The sequence below is a fragment of the Actinoplanes sp. NPDC049599 genome (genome assembly GCF_044465625.1).
Classification (GTDB): Bacteria; Actinomycetota; Actinomycetes; order Mycobacteriales; family Micromonosporaceae; genus Actinoplanes.
In genome coordinates, this window is sequence record NZ_JBITLX010000015.1 from 146,475 (window position 1) to 164,032 (window position 17,558).

Annotated in this window: 16 protein-coding genes and 1 pseudogene; 5 read left to right on the forward strand and 12 right to left on the reverse strand. The window is 72.9% G+C overall.

Features of this window, described 5'->3' with window-relative positions; all coding sequences use genetic code 11:
- The first annotated feature begins 44 nt into the window (after window positions 1-44).
- The gene (locus ACIBQZ_RS25340) at window positions 45-830 is read left to right on the forward strand and encodes an S-adenosyl-l-methionine hydroxide adenosyltransferase family protein (RefSeq protein ID WP_396091245.1); all 786 of its coding nucleotides are present in this window, start codon (window positions 45-47) and stop codon (window positions 828-830) included.
- A 123-nt stretch (window positions 831-953) separates the two neighbouring features.
- Here ACIBQZ_RS25340 and ACIBQZ_RS25345 read toward each other — a convergent pair whose 3' ends face one another.
- Complete coding sequence (locus ACIBQZ_RS25345; RefSeq protein WP_396091246.1) at window positions 954-1,592, reverse strand: hemerythrin domain-containing protein; 639 nt, start codon at window positions 1,590-1,592, stop codon at window positions 954-956.
- Here ACIBQZ_RS25345 and ACIBQZ_RS25350 point away from each other — a divergent pair.
- Both ACIBQZ_RS25350 and ACIBQZ_RS25355 read left to right on the forward strand, forming a co-directional pair.
- The gene (locus ACIBQZ_RS25350; protein ID WP_396091318.1) at window positions 1,501-2,943 is read left to right on the forward strand and encodes a hypothetical protein; all 1,443 of its coding nucleotides are present in this window, start codon (window positions 1,501-1,503) and stop codon (window positions 2,941-2,943) included. The two genes, ACIBQZ_RS25345 and ACIBQZ_RS25350, sit on opposite strands and share 92 nt — an antisense overlap.
- Entirely contained in the window at window positions 2,930-3,730 is an 801-nt protein-coding gene (locus tag ACIBQZ_RS25355; protein ID WP_396091247.1) for a DNA-formamidopyrimidine glycosylase family protein, read from the forward strand. The genes ACIBQZ_RS25350 and ACIBQZ_RS25355 overlap by 14 nt, the downstream gene beginning before the upstream one ends.
- On the opposite strand, the gene ACIBQZ_RS25360 is transcribed toward ACIBQZ_RS25355, so the two are convergent.
- The 6 genes from ACIBQZ_RS25360 to rimO all read right to left on the reverse strand — a co-directional run bounded on the left by ACIBQZ_RS25360 (window position 3,727) and on the right by rimO (window position 8,795).
- A complete protein-coding gene (locus ACIBQZ_RS25360; RefSeq protein WP_396091248.1) occupies window positions 3,727-4,488 on the reverse strand; it encodes a hypothetical protein in 762 nt (253 codons plus the stop codon). The genes ACIBQZ_RS25355 and ACIBQZ_RS25360 overlap by 4 nt on opposite strands.
- Window positions 4,489-4,516: 28 nt before the next feature.
- The gene (locus ACIBQZ_RS25365; RefSeq protein WP_396091249.1) at window positions 4,517-5,386 is read right to left on the reverse strand and encodes a PspA/IM30 family protein; all 870 of its coding nucleotides are present in this window, start codon (window positions 5,384-5,386) and stop codon (window positions 4,517-4,519) included.
- 220 nt (window positions 5,387-5,606) lie between these two features.
- Complete coding sequence (locus ACIBQZ_RS25370) at window positions 5,607-6,059, reverse strand: helix-turn-helix domain-containing protein (RefSeq protein WP_396091250.1); 453 nt, start codon at window positions 6,057-6,059, stop codon at window positions 5,607-5,609.
- Window positions 6,060-6,250: 191 nt separating this feature from the next.
- Complete coding sequence (locus ACIBQZ_RS25375) at window positions 6,251-6,730, reverse strand: CinA family protein (protein ID WP_396091251.1); 480 nt, start codon at window positions 6,728-6,730, stop codon at window positions 6,251-6,253.
- Between the two features lie 11 nt (window positions 6,731-6,741).
- The gene (pgsA, locus tag ACIBQZ_RS25380; protein WP_396091252.1) at window positions 6,742-7,335 is read right to left on the reverse strand and encodes a CDP-diacylglycerol--glycerol-3-phosphate 3-phosphatidyltransferase; all 594 of its coding nucleotides are present in this window, start codon (window positions 7,333-7,335) and stop codon (window positions 6,742-6,744) included.
- Window positions 7,332-8,795: a 30S ribosomal protein S12 methylthiotransferase RimO gene (rimO, locus tag ACIBQZ_RS25385; protein ID WP_396091253.1), complete on the reverse strand. Its 1,464-nt coding sequence runs from the start codon at window positions 8,793-8,795 to the stop codon at window positions 7,332-7,334. The genes pgsA and rimO overlap by 4 nt, the downstream gene beginning before the upstream one ends.
- Before the next feature lie 227 nt (window positions 8,796-9,022).
- Between rimO and ACIBQZ_RS25390 the strand changes: the two are divergent.
- Window positions 9,023-9,787 (forward strand): annotated as a pseudogene (locus ACIBQZ_RS25390) (glycosyltransferase 87 family protein); the annotation flags it as partial.
- Between the two features lie 246 nt (window positions 9,788-10,033).
- Here the strand turns inward: ACIBQZ_RS25390 and ACIBQZ_RS25395 are convergent.
- The gene (locus ACIBQZ_RS25395) at window positions 10,034-12,589 is read right to left on the reverse strand and encodes a DNA translocase FtsK 4TM domain-containing protein (RefSeq protein ID WP_396091254.1); all 2,556 of its coding nucleotides are present in this window, start codon (window positions 12,587-12,589) and stop codon (window positions 10,034-10,036) included.
- Window positions 12,590-12,676: 87 nt separating this feature from the next.
- On the opposite strand from ACIBQZ_RS25395, the gene ACIBQZ_RS25400 reads away from it, so the two are divergent.
- A complete protein-coding gene (locus ACIBQZ_RS25400; protein ID WP_396091255.1) occupies window positions 12,677-13,090 on the forward strand; it encodes a YbjN domain-containing protein in 414 nt (137 codons plus the stop codon).
- On the opposite strand, the gene ACIBQZ_RS25405 is transcribed toward ACIBQZ_RS25400, so the two are convergent.
- From ACIBQZ_RS25405 to dapA, 4 genes are all read right to left on the reverse strand, one after another.
- The gene (locus ACIBQZ_RS25405) at window positions 13,064-13,441 is read right to left on the reverse strand and encodes a DUF2784 domain-containing protein (protein ID WP_396091256.1); all 378 of its coding nucleotides are present in this window, start codon (window positions 13,439-13,441) and stop codon (window positions 13,064-13,066) included. The two genes, ACIBQZ_RS25400 and ACIBQZ_RS25405, sit on opposite strands and share 27 nt — an antisense overlap.
- Before the next feature lie 82 nt (window positions 13,442-13,523).
- The gene (locus ACIBQZ_RS25410) at window positions 13,524-14,825 is read right to left on the reverse strand and encodes a S1 family peptidase (RefSeq protein ID WP_396091257.1); all 1,302 of its coding nucleotides are present in this window, start codon (window positions 14,823-14,825) and stop codon (window positions 13,524-13,526) included.
- A gap of 113 nt (window positions 14,826-14,938) precedes the next feature.
- Window positions 14,939-16,627 (reverse strand): ribonuclease J, encoded by a 1,689-nt coding sequence (locus tag ACIBQZ_RS25415; protein WP_396091258.1) that lies wholly within the window; start codon window positions 16,625-16,627, stop codon window positions 14,939-14,941.
- 13 nt (window positions 16,628-16,640) lie between these two features.
- A complete protein-coding gene (gene dapA, locus ACIBQZ_RS25420) occupies window positions 16,641-17,546 on the reverse strand; it encodes a 4-hydroxy-tetrahydrodipicolinate synthase (RefSeq protein WP_396091259.1) in 906 nt (301 codons plus the stop codon).
- Window positions 17,547-17,558 lie beyond the last annotated feature (12 nt).

Here is a 17,558-nt window from a genome sequence, read left to right on the forward strand (position 1 = left end):
GGGCGCCGGGCACGGAGCGTGCCGGGGCAGTAACCTGGACCACCATGGGCGGCTATGCATGGATCAGCCTCACCACCGACTACGGCACCTTCGACGGTTTCGCCGCCGCGTGCCGCGGGGTGATCGCGCGCATCGCTCCCGATGTGCGCGTCAACGACATCACCCACCACGTGCCGCCCGCTGACGTGCCGCGCGGCGCCGCGGTGCTGGCACAGACCGCACCGCACCTGCCGCCGTCCGTGCACGTCGCGGTGGTGGACCCGGGCGTCGGCACGGAGCGCCGCGGCGTCGCGATCGGCACTCCGGGCGGCATCCTGGTCGGCCCGGACAACGGCCTGCTGATCTGGGGCGCCGAGGCGCTCGGCGGCATCACCGAAGTGGCCGAGATCACCAACAAGGACTGGCTGCTCGGCGACGTCTCCCACACCTTCCACGGCCGGGACGTCTTCTCGCCGGCCGCGGCACACCTCGCGCTCGGGGCGCCGCTGAGCGAGGCCGGGCCGGCGGTCGCGCCGGACACCCTGGTCAGGCTGCCCGACCCGATCGTCGCGGTCGGCGACGGCTGGCTGGAGGCCGAGGTCCTCACGGTGGACCGGTTCGGCAACGTGCAGCTCGCCGCCGAGGGCAGCACGCTCTCGGGGCTGAGCCCGGAACTGGTGGTCGGCGGGGTCAAGGCCCGGCGCGCCCAGACGTTCGCGGAAGCCGGCCAGGGCGAAATGATCGTCTTCGAGGACTCGGCGGGCCGGGTGGCCATCGCGGTGAACGGCGGCCGCGCGGTGGTCCTGCTCTCGGTCCGCACCGGCGACGTCGTCCGCGTCGCCGAACGCTGACCCGCGGCGACCCCGGCCGCTGCGGAAACGCCTGCGGCACCACCACCGCCGCCGACCTGTCGAACGGCAGTCCTGTCCACTGTGGCCACTCCGGCAGGGTGCCCACCATCACCATGCTCGATGTCATCCGCGGCGGATGCTGTCCCGTGATCTTGCGTACGTGCGCGGGCCGAGCATCCGCCACAGCAGCCGGGCCGGGGCCGGCAGCTGGGCCAGGAACATCGTCGTCTCGCGGGGGCTCGCCTCCTCCAGGATCGCGCCGACGAAGACCAGGGCGAGCTTGTTCTTCGGGATCGCCTCGCGGCCCCGGGCGTTGAGCGCGTTCCATTCGGCCGGGGTGATGAACTCGGAGACCAGCGGGAGCAGCTCGCGTTCCTCGTCGGCGAGGTGTTCGTCGAGCGCCCCCGAGGCCGTGGCCAGCACGTCGGCCAGGTCGTCGCGGACGTCGGCGGCGGCCCGGGCCCGCCAGCGGGCGGTCAGGTCGTCGATCCGGGTGAGCAGGCCGGCCAGCCGCTCGTGCTGGGCCTCCATCCGGTGCACCAGGTCGGCGCGGAGCCCGACCCGGTCGAGCAGCAGCGGCCAGAGCAGCTCGTCCTCGGGCCGAGTCCCGAGGGTGCCCGGGTCGGCTTGCAGACTGCCTGCAACCGGCCTGCGTTTGTAAAATCCACCCGTGCTGACCTGCCGGGTTCTCGGACCGACCGAGGTGGCCACCGGCCGCGGGCGGGTCGATCTGGGCGGCCCGCTGCCGCGCCGGCTGGTCACCGCGCTGGGCCGGGTGCCGCGCGGGGCGCTGGCCCCGCACGCCACGCTGGAGGCGGCCGTGGCGTGGAGTGTCGACCTGTTGCCGGCCGGCGACCGGGCGCTGCTGCTGCGGCTGTGGCCGTTCGAGGGTGGGTTCACCATGGCGGCCGCGGCCGCGGTCGGCTCCGGCCTGGAGGCGTTGTCGTCGCTGGTCACCCGGTCGGTGGTGGCCGCCGACACCACCGTCGTGCCGACCCGCTACCGGCTGCTGGGGATCATCCGGGCGTACTGCCGGGAGCACGATCCCGAGCCGGGCGAGAGCCGGGCCGGGCATGCCGCCTGGGTCCGTGCGCTGGTCGAGCGGACGGCGCCCGAGCTGCGCGGGGAACGGTCCGCGCACGCCATCCGGGTGCTCAACCGGGAGGTGCCGAACCTGCGCGCCGCCCTCGCCCACGACCTGGCCGCAGACCCGGTTGCCGCGCTGCGCACCGCGGGCCTGCTGGAATGGTTCTGGTATCGCGGCGGGTACGTCGACGAGGGGCTGCGACTGCTGACCGCCGCCCTGGCCGCGGCCCCCGGCGCACCCGCGACCGACCGGGCGCTCGCGCTGGCCACCTGCGGCACCCTGCGGTTCATCGCCGGGGACGTGCACGGCGCCGCCGAGTGTCTCCGGCAGGCGAAAGCCCTGCTCACCGAGCCGGAGAGCCAGGACGGCCGGCGGCTGCTCAGCCAGATCCTCTACTACGAGGCCCTGCTCCGGACGATGCGCGGCGACCACGCCGCCGCAGCGGTGCTGGCCCGGGAGTCCATCGCGGTGAGCCTGCGGATCGGCGAGCGGTGGGCCGCCCCGGCCGGCGAGATGGCACTGGGCGCGGCGCTCACCGGGCTCGGTGACCTCCAGGAGGGCCGCCGGGTGCTCCGGACCGCCACCGCGCACGCCGGTGACCTGGGCCAGAACTGGATCGCCGCGATGAGTGAGCTGCTGCTGGCCCGGGCCTGGCTGGCGCCGGTCGACTCCGATCCGGCCGCGGCGCTGCGAGCGGTCAGCGCCGCGCTGACCCGGTTCCGCGAGGAGGACGACGTCGGCAACGTGCTGTCCTGCCTGCACACCGGCGCGTACGCGGTCACGCTCGCCGGTGATCCGGTGCGGGGTGCGGCGCTGCTGGCCGCGGTACGCCGGCACGGTGCCCGCCGTGGTCTGCGGCCCGATGCCACCGACCCGGTCACCACCGCAGCCCTGGACCAAGCGCTGGCGGCGGCCCTCGATCCGGTGACCCGGGCCGCCGCGGAGGCCGACGGCGCCACGCTCGACGAGCCGGCGATGGTTGCCTTGCTCCCCGCGGGGCAGGATCAGCAGCATGCCCGAAGGTGACACCGTCTGGAACACCGCCCGCGTCCTGGAACGCGCACTGCAGGGCGACGTGCTCACCGGCTCGGACTTCCGGGTGCCGCAGCTGGCGACGACGGACCTGACCGGCTGGGCGGTGGCTGAGTCGGCGAGCCGTGGCAAGCACCTGCTGCTCCGCCTGACCCACGACGACCGGGCCATGACCCTGCACTCGCACCTGCGGATGGACGGCGCCTGGCGGGCGTACGCGCCGGGTGAACGCTGGGCCGGGCGGCCGGCCCACCTGATCCGGGTGGTGCTGCGCACCAAGCGGTCGGTGGCGGTCGGCTACCACCTGCACGAGGTGGCGCTGCTGCCCACCGCGGAGGAGGGCCAGCTCCTCGACCACCTGGGCCCGGACCTGCTCGGCGCCGACTGGGACCCGCGGGAGGCGGTCCGCCGGATCGCGGCCCGGCCGGAGGTGCCGATCGGCGAGGCGCTGCTGGACCAGCGCAACCTGGCCGGGGTGGGCAACCTCTACAAGGCGGAGACGCTGTTCCTGCGGGGGCTGTGGCCGTGGACGCCGGTGGCCGCGGTGGCGGACCTGGCGGGCACGGTGATCCTGGCGCAGAAGCTGGTGGCGTCGAACCGGGGTCGCTGGACCCAGACCACCACCGGCTCGCTGCGCCGGGGGCAGACCAGCTACGTCTACGGGCGGCGGGCCCAGCCGTGCCGGCGCTGCGGCTCGGCCATCCAGAAGGAGGACCGGGAGGAGCGGATCACCTACTGGTGCCCGCGCTGCCAGCCCAGGCCCGCGGACACACCGTCCTAGGCAGCAGGGGTCGCGGGGCGGCGCAGCTCGGAGAGGCCCTCGGCGATGCCGCGCAGGCGGTCGGTCGCCTCGACCAGGCCGCCGAGCGCCGGGTGCTGGGGCGAGGCCGGTTGGCCCTCCTCGGCGACGTAACTCGCCGCGGCCGCGACCAGCCGCTCGTACGCCGTCACGCCCTCGGTGAACTGCTTCGCCAGGCTGTCGTGCGCGTGCTCGATCCCGGGGCGCTGGTCGGGCGGGCTGAGCGGGATGGCCCGCTCGACGCTCGCCACCCGCTGCCCGAGGTCACGCAGCCACTGCTCGGCCACCGCGGCCTCCAGCATCGCGGCCTCGCCGGGACCGGTGAGCCGGCCGGCCAGCCCGGTGAGGGTGCTGGCGGCCCGGTCCAGCCTGTCCCAGGCCTGGGCGACGGCGGAGCCCCGCAGCGCGTAGCGGTCCTTCTGCCGGCGCACCTCCTGGAGGACCTGGCGGCCCGCCGGGAACCGCTCGACCGCGGCCACCAGCCGCTGGCCGGGGACGGCCGGCGGCGGGGCGGGCGGGGCCGGGATCGCGGCCAGCGCCCGGTGGTCGCTCCAGCGCCACCAGGCCAGGGCCGCCGAGGCGCCCGCCGACGCGGCCCAGGCCGCGTCGGCGAGTCCGATGCCCGCGTACGGGGTGAGCACGGCGGCGGCCGCGGTCAGCCCACCACCGACGACGCTCCAGCGCCGCGCCGAGCCGCGCAGCTTCCTGAGCCGCCGGAAGTACCTGGTCCGCTCGTCCACCGTTCACTCCTCCCCGGGAGCGGGGTGCTCAGCCCGCGGCCGAGGTGTCCCCGCGCTTGGCGTTCATGCTGGCCCTGATCTCGTCGAGCCGCGCCACACTGGCCGGGTCGGTCGCCGGGGCGGCGGCGGTGCTGCCCGCCTCCACGGCCGGCTTGGCCGCGGCGCCACCGAGCTGCTCGCCGGCCATGCTGGCCCGGATCTGCTCCAGCCGGGACGTGCCGGCCATGTCGAGGCTCGACTTCTGCACCTCGAGCATCCGGCCCTCGACGGAGTTCGACGCCAGCTCGGCGCGGCCCATCGCGTTCGCGTACCGCTGCTCGATCTTGTCGCGGACCTCGTCCAGGGACGGGGTGTTGCCGGGCGCGGAGAGCGACGACATCGACTCCAGCGACTTGGCGACCGTCTCCTGCATCTTGGCCTGCTCGAGCTGGCTCAGCAGGCGGGAGCGCTCGGCGATGCGCTGCTGGAGCACCATCGCGTTGTTCTCCACCGCCTTGCGGGCCTGCCCGGCCGCCGACAGCGCCTGGTCGTGCAGCGTCTTGAGGTCTTCCATCGACTGCTCGCCGGAGACCAGCTGGGTGGCGAGGGTCTGCGCGGTCGACTCGTACTTCTGCGCCTCGGACTCGTCACCGCCGGCCCGGGCCCGGTCGGCCAGCACCAGGGCCTGGCGTGCCATGCCCTGCAGCTTCTCGACCTCGGACATCTGCCGGGACAGCTTCATCTCGAGCTGCCGCTGGTTGCCGATCACCGCCGCCGCCTGTTGCACGAGCGCCTGATGCTGACGCTGGGCATCCTCGATGGCCTGCTGGATCTGCACCTTGGGGTCGGCGTACTCGTCGATCTTCGCGCCGAAGAGCGCCATCATGTAACGCCAGCCCTTGACGAACGGGTTCGCCATATCCGCGGTATCCCCTCAATGTCGCTCAGTCGGACGCGCCACCGACGCGGGACCGAGGGGTCTTCACGATGGCGCGGAGTCCATCGTGTCAGCCCCACGCCACCGGCGTCACGTGACCTCGGGGGGATCTCAGGGTCTAGCGAGGGTTCCCCCGACATCGAGGCTACGCGCCGATACGCGTTCCGGCGACGCCGGAACGCGTAGTGGGCGGTGCGAAGAATCAGGCAGCGTAGACGATGTCGCGGCCGCGCTTGCGGGTCGCGTGCAGGGTCGCCTTGAGCGGCGAATCCTGCCGGACGGAGACGGAGACCGTCCCGTCGGAGGTCACCTGGCGCACGGCCGGAGCCTCGCCGGCCTTGCCCGGAGCGGACTTGATCGGGCTGGTCTTGAGCGGGGGAGCCTTGATCGGGGGTTCGAGCGGAGCGAGCACGTCCATCCCCTCGGCGAGCGCAAGCGTGCCGCTGACCTCACCCAGGACCTCGGACAAGCGCGCGCCCAGTGCCTCGCAGATCGCGGAGAGCAGCTCGCTGGACGCTTCCTTCTGGCCACGTTCGATCTCGGAGAGATACCCCAGGCTGACGTTGGCGGCGGTCGACACCTCACGCAGCGTGCGATGCTGACCCTGCCGGCGCGCCCGAAGTGCGTCACCGATAACCCGGCGTAGCAGGACCATGGCACCTCCTCCTGCGGCGGGGCCGCCGGCAACCGCCGGAGGCTTCCCGCAACCGTACCCGCTGCGGGCTGGACCGACATCCCGCCCCGCCGAAATGCGGGACGGGCGGGAACGCTCGGCTGCCCGCGGGGCTGCCGATACGGGCGCCGGGCACCCGCCGGCCACTCACCCGTACGGGGCAACGCAGCTGGTCAGCCCGCGATTCCCGGCGGCGGCCCGGGCAGCTGGGCGGCGAGCAGCGACAGGGCGGACATCACACTCGCCGAGCGGATCTCGGCCCGGGAGCCGGCCAGGCTGAGCTCGCGGACGGCCGACCCGCCCGGCCCGGCGACCGCGACGAAGACCGTGCCGACCGGCTTGCCGTCCTGCGGATCCGGGCCGGCGACGCCGGTGGTGGCCAGTCCCCAGTCGCTGCCGCAGCGCTCCCGCACGCCGGCGGCCAGCGCCAGCGCGACCTCCGGATCGACCGGCCCGCGCTCGTCCAGCAGCTGCCGGGGCACGCCGGCCAGGGTGTGCTTGAGGTCGGTGGCGTAGACCACCAGGCCGCCCCGGAACACCGCGCTGACCCCGGGGATCTCCACGAGGGTGGCGGCCAGCAGTCCCCCGGTCAGCGACTCCGCGACCGCCAGGGTCTGGTGCCGCTCGACCAGCGCGCGCACCACCGCGGCCACGGCCGGCACGGTCAGGCCTGCTGCGCGCGCCGGCGCAACCGCAGCGCCTGGAACACGTAGTCGACGCCGGTCACCACGGTCACGATCAGGGCCGCCACCATCAGGGACGTGCCGACCAGGTCGAACGGCTCCGGGACCGGCCACAGGAAGAAGGCGATCGCGGCGATCTGCAGGGCCGTCTTGAGCTTGCCGCCGCGGCTGGCCGGGATGACGCCGTACCGGATCACCCAGAACCGCAGCGCCGTCACGCCCCACTCCCGGAGCAGGATCAGCCCGGTCACCCACCACGACAGCCGGTCGTACGCCGACAGCAGCACCAGCGCGCTGCCGGTCAGCGCCTTGTCCGCGATCGGGTCGGCGACCTTGCCGAACGAGGTCACCAGCTGGTAGCGGCGGGCGATCCAGCCGTCCGCGAAGTCGGTGGCGGACGCCACGATGAAGGTCAGGCAGGCCAGGATCCGCCAGCCGGAGTCGGCCATGTCGGAGACGACCACGAAGGCCACGAACACGGGGACGAGCACGATGCGGGCGGCCGTCAGCAGGTTGGCCGGGTTGTACAGCGAAACCGGCCGCGTCGCGGCCACCGGCACCCGCTCGTCGGTCACGACGCTGCCGCGACCGCTGCCGCGGAGATCATGGCGATCGGCACGGCGACCAGGTCGACGCCCTCGGTGCCGGTGACCCGGGCCCGGACGAAGTCGCCGGGGCGCAGCGCGGCCACGTCGGCGCCCTCGGCGCCGGCGACCAGCATGGTCGAGCCGTCCACCTCGGGCGCCTGGTGCGCCGCGCGGCCCTCGATCTCGCCGTCGGCGACGGTGTCGACCAGCACCTCGACGATCGAGCCCAGCCGGTCCTCGGCGCGCTGGGCGCACAGCTCGTCGGCGAGGGCGCTGATCCGGCCGTACCGGCGCTTGATGGTGTCCTCGCGGATCTTGCCGGGCAGCTCGGCCGCCTCGGTGCCGTCCTCGTCGCTGTAGTCGAAGACGCCGATGGCGTCGAGCCGGGCCTCGGTCAGGAACCGGACCAGCTCGTCGACGTCCTGCTTGGTCTCGCCGGGGAAGCCGACGATGAAGTTGCTGCGCGCGCCCGCCTCGGGGGCCAGCGCGCGGGCCGAGGCCAGCAGGTCCAGGAAGCGGTCGGTGGAGCCGAACCGGCGCATCCGGCGCAGCACCGGCTCGCTGGAGTGCTGGAACGACAGGTCGTAGTAGGCCGCGACGCCGGGCGTGGTGGCGATGGTCTCGACCAGGCCCGGCCGGGTCTCCGCGGGCTGCAGGTAGCTGGCCCGGACCCGGACGATGCCGGCGACCGCGGCGAGCTGCGGCAGCAGCTTCTCCAGCGCCCGGGGGTCGCCCAGGTCCTTGCCGTAGGAGGTGCTGTTCTCGCTGACCAGGACCAGCTCGCGGACGCCGGTGCCGGCCAGCCACTCGGCCTCGGCCAGCAGCTCCTGCGGGTCACGGGAGACGAACGCGCCCCGGAAGGTGGGGATCGCGCAGAAAGTGCAGCGCCGGTCGCAGCCGCTGGCCAGCTTGAGGCTCGCCACCGGGCCGTTGTCGAGGCGGCGGCGCAGCACCTGCCGCAGGTGCGCGGGGGTGTGCTCGTCGACGGTGGCGTGCCCGGGGACGACCACCTTGGCGGCCTGCCGGGCGACCGGGGTCAGCGGCAGCAGCTCGCGGCGGTCGCGTGGGGTGTGCGCGTCGAACCGCTCGCCGGCGAGCACGCCGTCGAGCCGGGCGGAGATGTCGGTGTAGTCGTCGAAGCCGAGCACGGCCTGCGCCTCGGGCAGGCTCTGGGCGAGCTCCTTGCCGTACCGCTCGGCCATGCAGCCGGCCGCCACCACCTTCGCGCCGGTGTCCGCCGCGGCCAGCAGGGTCTCGATGGAGTCCTGCTTGGCCTTCTCGACGAAGCCACAGGTGTTGACGAGGACCACGTCGGCACCCTCGGCGTCCGTGCTGACCTGCCAGCCACCGGCGTCGAGACGGGCGGCGAGCTCCTCGGAGTCGACCTCGTTACGGGCACAGCCCAGGGTGAGCAGGGCTACACGGCGGGGGGCAGGGGTTACCGACACTCCGCAAAGGTTACCGGGCGCACGCGGTGCTGCCCTCGCCCGCACGGTCGGTAACCCGGCGGACGGGTCACGTTCACGCTCCCGCCCGTTCGGATCGCTACGGTCCCGTCCTCATGGCGACCCTTCCCGCACTCCGGGCGCACGCGAAAGAGATCCTGCTCCTCGCGGCGCTGGCCCTGCTCGCCGTGCTGGTCCGGTTCGCCGGCCGGCACGAGGTGACGGAGGACATGCGGATCTTCTACGCGTGGTCGGATCAGCTGCGCGCGGCGGGCGGCTGGCGCGGGCTCGACCAGGAGATCGGCAACTACAACGCGCCGTTCCTCTACCTGCTGGCGCTCACGCTGTACCTGCCCGGCGCCACCCTGATCAAGATCAAGCTGGTCTTCGTCGGGTTCGACGTGGTGCTGGCGTACTTCACGTACCGGATCGTGCAGTTGCGCCGCCCGGGTTGGCGGATTCCCGCCATCGCCGCGCTGATCATGGTTTTCCTGCCGACCGTGGCGATCAACGCCTCGTTCTACGGCCAGAACGACGCCATGTGGGCGGCCTTCGCCCTGGGCGGGGTCTACTACCTGCTGCGGGACAAGCCGTGGTGGGCCGTGTTGATGTGCACAGTCGCGCTCGCGGTCAAGCCGCAGGGCATCTTCATCTTCCCGCTGCTGGGGCTGCTCGTGCTGCTGGGCCGGCTGCCCTGGAAGTCGCTGCTGGCCGTCCCGGCCGGCTACCTCGCGCTGGACCTGCCGGCCATCCTGCTCGGCCGGGACCCGATCGAGCTGCTCACCCTCTACGACCCCGGGCGCCAGGCGGTGCACGCCCCGGGGCTGACCTCCAACGCGCCGTCGGTCTTCGCCCTCCTGCCGGTGTCCACCCGGATCGAGACCCTGCGGAGCATCGGGTACGTCCTGACCGCCGCCCTGATCCTGGGCATCTGCTACGTGCTGGTGGCCCGCCGCGCCCGGCTGGAGCGGGATCAGCTCGTCACGGCGGCAACGGTGTTCGTGATCCTCACGCCGTACTTCCTGCCGGGGATGCACGAGCGGTACTTCTACCTGGCCGACGTCATGTCCCTGGTGCTGGCGTTCTACCGGCCACGGCTGTGGCCCGTGCCGCTGCTGGTGCAGGCGGCGTCGTTCCTGGCGTACCAGCCGTTCCTGTTCGGCCGGGGCAAGGAGAATCTGCCGCTGCTGGCCACGCTGATGCTGGCGGCGCTGGTGATCTGCACCTACGTGCTGGTCACCTCAGTCCACCCGGAGCGTCGCCAGGGTCTCCTCGAGCTCGTCCGGCTTGATCAGCACCTCACGGGCCTTGGAACCCTCCGACGGCCCGACGATGCCCCGGGTCTCCATCAGGTCCATCAGCCGGCCGGCCTTGGCGAACCCCACCCGTAGCTTGCGCTGCAGCATCGAGGTCGAGCCGAACTGCGAGGTGACCACCAGCTCGATCGCCTGGATCAGCACCTCGAGGTCGTCGCCGACCTCCTCGTCGATCTGCTTCTTCTTGTTCTCCGGCGGGGTCGTCAGGTCCTGCCGGAACTCCGGCTCGCGCTGGTCCTTGCAGAACTTGACGACGGCGGCGATCTCCGACTCGTCCACCCAGGCGCCCTGGAACCGGGCCGGCTTGCTGGCGCCCATCGGCAGGAACAGCCCGTCGCCGCGGCCCAGCAGCTTCTCCGCGCCGGGCTGGTCCAGGATGACCCGCGAGTCGGCCAGCGAGCTGGTGGCGAAGGCCAGCCGGGACGGGACGTTGGCCTTGATCAGGCCGGTGACCACGTCGACGCTCGGCCGCTGGGTCGCCAGCACCAGGTGGATGCCGGCGGCGCGGGCCAGCTGGGTGATCCGCACGACCGAGTCCTCGACGTCGCGCGGGGCGACCATCATCAGATCGGCCAGCTCGTCGACGATCACCAGCAGGTACGGGTACGGCTTCATCACCCGGTCCACCCCGGGCGGCGCGGTGATCTCGCCGCTGCGCACCTTGCGGTTGAAGTCGTCGATGTGGCGTACCCCGTTGGCGGCCAGGTCGTCGTACCGCATGTCCATCTCGCGGACGACCCACTCGAGCGCGTCGGCGGCCTTCTTGGCGTTCGTGACGATCGGCGTGACCAGGTGCGGGATGCCCTCGTACGCGGTCATCTCGACCCGCTTCGGGTCGACCAGCAGCAGCCGCACCTCGTCCGGGGTGGCCCGGGTCAGGATCGACACCAGCAGCGTATTCAGGCAGGAGCTCTTGCCGGCGCCGGTGGCCCCCGCCACCAAAATGTGCGGCATCTTCGCGAGGTTGGCGACGACGAAGCGGCCCTCGATGTCCTTGCCCAGGCCCACCAGCATCGGGTGATGGTCGGCGGTGGCCGCGTGCGAGCGCAGCACGTCACCCAGCGACACGTTCTCCGGGTCGGTGTTCGGGATCTCCACGCCGACCGCGCTCTTGCCCGGGATCGGGCTCAGGATGCGCACGTCCGGCGACTTGACCGCGTACGCGATGTTGCGGGACAGCTGGGTGATCCGCTCGACCTTGACGCCCGGGCCGACCTCGACCTCGTAGCGGGTCACCGTCGGGCCCCGGGTGAAGCCGGTGACCTGGGCGTCCAGGTTGAACTGGTCGAAGACGCCGGTGAGGGCCGTCATGATCTCGTCGTTGGCCTTGCTCCGCGACTTGGGCACCGCGCCCTTGCCGAGCAGGTTCGGCGGCGGCAGCCGGTAGTCGCCCTCGACCGCGGAGATGTCGAGCTGCTCGGCCCGGGTGGGCAGCGGCGAGTGCTCCGGCGGCTCCGGCGGCTTGCGGCTGCCGGGCACCTTCTTGCCCCGGGGCACCAGCACCGTGTCGTGCACGATCGGGTCGTCGTCGACGATGAGGATCGGGTCGTCGTCGGGGTCCGGGGCCAGGCCGATGTCGGCCAGCGAACCCTGCCGGCGGCGGGCCGGCGAGCGCCGCTTCGGCTCGGCGCCGGCGGGCTCGTCCAGCTCGGGCAGGGCGGCGTCGGGCAGCGGCGCCCGCGCGGACGAGCGGCCGAGCAGCACGTCGGCGAGCAGCATCAGCCGCTCAGGGATCTTGTTGATCGGCGTCGCGGTGATGACCAGCAGACCGAAGATCAACAACAACACCAGCAACGGTACGGCCACCCAGGCCGTCACCGCGTTCTCCAGCAGCGCGCCCACTCCGTAGCCGAGGAGCCCGCCGGAACCGGTCATCTCGACGTCGTCGGCCGGGCGCTGGGACACGTGCAGCAGGCTCGCCGTGGCGACGATCAGCGCGCCCCAGCCGACCACCGACCGGCCGCGGTGCTCCGGGTCGGCGGGCTTGCGCATGAAGCGGACGGCGCCGAAGAGCAGCAGCAGGGGCAGCAGCACGGCCAGCCCGCCGAAGAAGAGCCGGACGGCGTCGGCGACCCAGGCGCCGACCGGGCCGGCGGAACCGGCCCACACCGCCACCCCGACCAGGATGGCCAGGCCCAGCATGAGCAGCCCGGCGCCGTCGCGGCGGTGCTCGGGATCGATCTCCTTGGCGGTCGCCGCCTGCCGGCCGACGCCGCGGGCGGCCCAGCCGACGCTGTGCGCGAGGCCCATCCAGAGGGCGCTGACGCCGCGGCCGATCCCGGTGGCGAGCGCCGAGCCGACGCTGGGCCGGGCGCGGGAGGCGCTCCTGGCCCGGGTGCGGGCGGCCGGACGGGTGGCCTTCCTGGCGGCGGGCTTGCGCCCCGGTTGCCGGGCGGCCGGTTGCCGGGCACGCGTCGTCGCGGCGCCGCGCGTGCTGGACGCGGCGCGGCCCCGGCTCGCCGGAGGAGGACGGCCCGCCATGTCCCCACCGTATCGCCGATCACCCCACCCGGCTCGCGCGCCGCACCGTGACCAGGTTTCGCTTTTTCCCCGTTTAGGATCAAGTCCATGTCCGATCTGCCGCAACCGCTCAGCCACGACATGGTCATCGAGGCGCTCAAGGCCCGCGAGTTCGCGTACTTCGTCGACGACGACGGCGACATCGGCGGTAACTGGCAGGGTTGCCTGATCTACTTCTTCCGGCTCGGCAAGGAGGAAGAGGTGCTGCAGGTCCGCACGCTCACCCGGACGGTCTTCAGCACCGACGACGTGCCCCGCCTGTACGCCTTCTGCAACGCCTGGAACCACGACCGGCTCTGGCCCAAGGCGTACGTGCACACCGCCGACGACGGCGTGGTGCGGGTGGTCGGCGAGGTCTCCGGCGACTGGGAGCAGGGCGTCACGCCGCGGCAGCTCGACCAGGTGATGATCTGCGGCATCGCGACCGGCTGCGAGCTAGCCGACGCGGTCGCGGAGCTGTGAGCGGCGGTTGGCGCGGACCGCGAGGCCGATCCACGAGCTGAGGACGATGCCGGCGACGGTGAGCTGGGCCGCCCACTCGTAGCCGTACGGGTAGAAGACACCCGCGACGTGGTTGTCGAGGAAGCCGCCAGGCAGCGGGGGCAGTCCGAGTCCCTCCCGGCCGCGGTCCTCCAGCCAGGTCAGCGGGCAGTACAGCTTGGCGACGACGATCACCAGCAGCCAGCCGGCGGCGACGACCTGCAGCAGGATCAGCCGGGGCCAGCGCCAGGCCAGGAAGCCGCCGAAGATGCCGAAGGCCAGGAACGCGAAGTGCGCGCCGACGGCGGCGGCGATCAGGATGCGGTAGCCCACGGGCTCACGGTAGGCGACGCAGCGCTGCCCGCACAGGACGGAGGATGACCTGTGCGGGCAGCACGTCTCTACGGGCGGACCGTCAGTTGCGGTGACCGCGGCGGTGGTGACCGCCGCCCTGCCGGTTCTGCTCCGGCGCCTCGGTCGCCTCGGCCGGCGGCGCGGTGGTCGCCTCGGCCGGCGGGGTGCCCGCGTCCGCCCCGCCGCCGGCACCGCCGGTGGTCAGCAGGGTGAGGTTGTTGACCTCGAGGATCTCGGTGATCGGCTGGAAGAACGTCTCGCCGCCCACGGTGCAGTCGCCGGAACCGCCGGAGGTGACGCCCTGGGCCTGGTCACCGGAGAGCCACGGGCCGCCGGAGTCACCGCCCTCGGCGCAGACGTCCGTCCGGGTCAGGCCGGTGACCGCGCCCTCCGGGTAGTTGACCGTCTGGTTCTTCGCCAGGATGGTGCCGCAGAAGGTCCCGGTGGTGGACCCGGAGCGGCAGACCGCGGCACCGACCGGCGCCTCCGTGCTGCCGCCGACCGGCAGCGCGTTGCCGTCGAAGTCGTTGACGAACGGCTGCAGCGTCACGTCGGCGTTGGTCTGCACCACGCCCATGTCGGCGGTGCCGGGGAAGACCGACGCCACGACCTCACCCTGGTCCAGGTTCTCCCGGTCGGTGGTCGGGGTGCCGACCGTGCCGCAGTGCCCGGCGGTGACGAACCCGCCCTCGACCGCGAAGCCGATCGAGCAACGGGCCTGGCCGCCGCCGATGTTGACGAAGTACGGCTCGGCGCCGATGACATCCGCCAGCGGCTTCGGCGCGGACTTGGTGACCACCACCCGGACCGCCTCGTCGGGGATGCCCGCGTCCTCGGCGAGCTCCGCGGCGTGCTCGGTGTCACCGGGCAGGGCCTGCACCACGACCTGGTTGGCCGCGACGTCGACGTACCAGCCGGGCAGGTCCCGGTCGGCCCGGGTGGCCTCGGCGTCCAGCGCCCGCTTCGCGCTGTCCAGCTCGGCCACGCTGCGCTCGACCAGCTTCGGGGTGGCGCCGGCCGCGCGCACCCGGTCGGCCAGGCCGGCGTCGGTGATCGCGATGTTCAGCGTCGTGCCGTCCTTGCCGAGCCAGGAGCCCGCGTACGCGTCACCCGAGGCGCTGCGCAGCTGCGCCGCCACCCCGCTGGCCCACGCGGCCCGCTTGACCCGGGCCGCGGCCTGGTCGGCGCTGACGCCGAGGTCCCGTTGCATCGCGGCGAGCAGCTGAGGGGCCACTCCGCCGGTCGACTGCGACGCAGGGCCGCGGGCGGCGTTCGTGCCCGCCATGGACGGCAGCGTGAACGCCACCGCCGCTCCCGCTGCCGTCACCGTCGCCGCAAGCGCGACGACCGTTCTCCGCTGCATCCGTAACTCCCCTCGCATCGAGTGCCGTGGGGGCGGCACCGTGCCCTCAGATACGCAAGGGGGTCGCGACCGGATCAAAAAATCCGGTATTCACGGAAACTAATACCTGTGGATCACACCTCCACCACGGTGGGCACGATCATCGGCCGGCGGCGGTAGGCGTCGTTCACCCAGCGTCCGACGGTGCGCCGGACCACCTGCTGGAGCTGGTGGGTGTCGGTGATGCCGTCCTCCGCCGAGCGGTGCAGGGCGGCGGTCAGCAGCGGGATGACCGGGTTGAACGCCTGCGGGTCCTCGGAGAAGCCCTTCGCCGAGATGCTGGGCTCGCCGACCACCTTGCCGGTCACCGAGTCGATCACCACGGTGGCCGAGATGAAGCCGCCGTCGCCGAGGATCCGCCGCTCGGTCAGCAGCGACTCGCTGACGTCGCCCACGGCCAGGCCGTCGACGTACACGTAGCGGTTCTTGACCCGGCCCACGTGCCGGGCGTGCCCCTCCACCAGGTCGACGACGTCACCGTCCTCGCAGAGCACCACCCGGTCCGGCGCCACCCCGGACTCGATGCCGAGCTGGGCGTGCGCGCGCAGGTGCCGCCACTCGCCGTGCACCGGCATCAGGTTGCTCGGACGCACGACGTTGAGCAGGAAGAGCAGCTCGCCGGCCGGGGCGTGCCCGGAGACGTGCACCTTGGCGGTGTCCTTGTGCACCACCGTGGCGCCGGCCCGGGCCAGCTGGTTGATCACCCGGTACACCGAGGTCTCGTTGCCGGGCACCAGCGAGCTGGCCAGCACCACGGTGTCGCCGGCCTTGATGGTGATGTGCCGGTGGTCGCCGGTGGACATCCGGCCCAGCGCGCTCATCGGCTCGCCCTGGGAACCGGTGGACATGAAGACGATCTCGTCGTGCGGCATCTGCGCGGCCTCGTCCAGGCTGACCAGCAGCCCGTCCGGGATGCGCAGCAGGCCCAGGTCGCGGGCGATGCCCATGTTGCGGACCATCGACCGGCCGATCAGGGCGACCTTGCGGTCGTACTCGTACGCGGCGTCCATCACCTGCTGGACCCGGTGCACGTGGGAGGCGAAGCTGGCCACGATGATCCGGCCGCGGGCCTTGCCGAAGAGCGCGCCGAGCACCGGGCCGATGTCGCGTTCCGGGGTGACGAAGCCGGGCACCTCCGCGTTGGTGGAGTCCGAGAGCAGCAGATCGACGCCCTCGGCGCCGAGCCGGGCGAAGCCGGCCAGGTCGGTGATCCGCCCGTCCAGCGGCACCTGGTCCATCTTGAAGTCGCCGGTGTGCAGCACCAGGCCGGCGGGGGTCCGCACGGCCACCGCCAGCGCGTCCGGGATCGAGTGGTTGACCGCGAAGAACTCGCACTCGAACGGCCCCAGCCGCTCGGTCTGCCCCTCCTTGACGGTCAGCGTGTACGGGTCCAGCCGGCGCTCGGCCAGCTTCGCCTCGACCAGCGCCAGGGTGAACTCGGAGCCGACCAGCGGGATGTCGGGCTTGAGCGCGAGCAGGTACGGCACCGCGCCGATGTGGTCCTCGTGCCCGTGGGTCAGCACGATCGCCTGGACGTCCTCCAGCCGGTCCCGGATCGGGTCGAAGTCGGGCAGGATCAGGTCGACGCCGGGTTGCTCGACGTCCGGGAAGAGGACGCCGCAGTCGACGACGAGGATCTTGCCGTCGAACTCGTAGACAGTCATGTTGCGGCCGATGGCACCGAGACCGCCGAGCGGGATGACGCGCAGGGCGCCCTCCGGCAGCGGGGGTGGTGGTTCCAGATCGACGTGTGCCTGGCTCAAATGCGAGGCCTCTCTAATTGGTGCCGAGGTGCAGTCCCGCCGCGGCGGCGTCCTCTAGCAGTTGGTTCGTTTCGGCCTCGGTGGCGTCGACCAGCGGCGAGCGCACGGGCCCGGCGGGCAGCCCGAGGGCGCGCAGGCCGGCCTTCACGAGGATGGTGCCCTGGGTCCGGAAGATGCCGGTGAACAGCGGCAGCAGCCGCTGGTGCAGGGCGAGCGCCCCGGCGACGTCGCCGCGCTCGTACGCCTCGATCATGGCCTTGGTCGGTGGGCCGATGAAGTGGGTGGAGGTGCCGACCACGCCGACCGCGCCGATCGACAGCAGCGGGAGGATGGCGGCGTCCTCGCCCGAGTAGTAGGCGAGGTCGGTGCGGCGCAGCACGTCGGCGCTGCCGGCGAGGTCGCCCTTGGCGTCCTTGACGGCGACGATGTTGGGGTGCTCGGCGAGCCGCACCAGCGTCTCGGTGGCGATCGGCACACCGGCCCGGTGCGGGATGTCGTAGAGCATCATCGGCAGTCCGACGCTGTCGGCGACCGCGGTGAAGTGCCTGATCAGGCCGCTCTGCGGGGGCTTGTTGTAATACGGCGTGACGACCAGCAGGCCGTGCGCGCCGACCTTCTCCGCCGTGCGGGCCAGCTCGACCGTGTGGGCGGTGTTGTTGGTGCCGACGCCGGCGACGATCCGGGCCCGGTCGCCCACCGCCTCGATGACGGCGCGGAGCAGGGTCTCCTTCTCCGCGTCGGTGGTGGTCGGCGACTCGCCGCCGGTGCCGCTGATCACCAGGGCGTCGTGGCCCTGCTCGTCCACCAGCCAGCCGGCCAGCGTGGCCGCGCCCGCGACATCGAGCGAGCCGTCCGCCAGGAACGGGGTCGCCATGGCCGAGACGAGCCGGCCGAAGGGCCGCGGGAGGTCGTGCGTCATACCGACAACTTA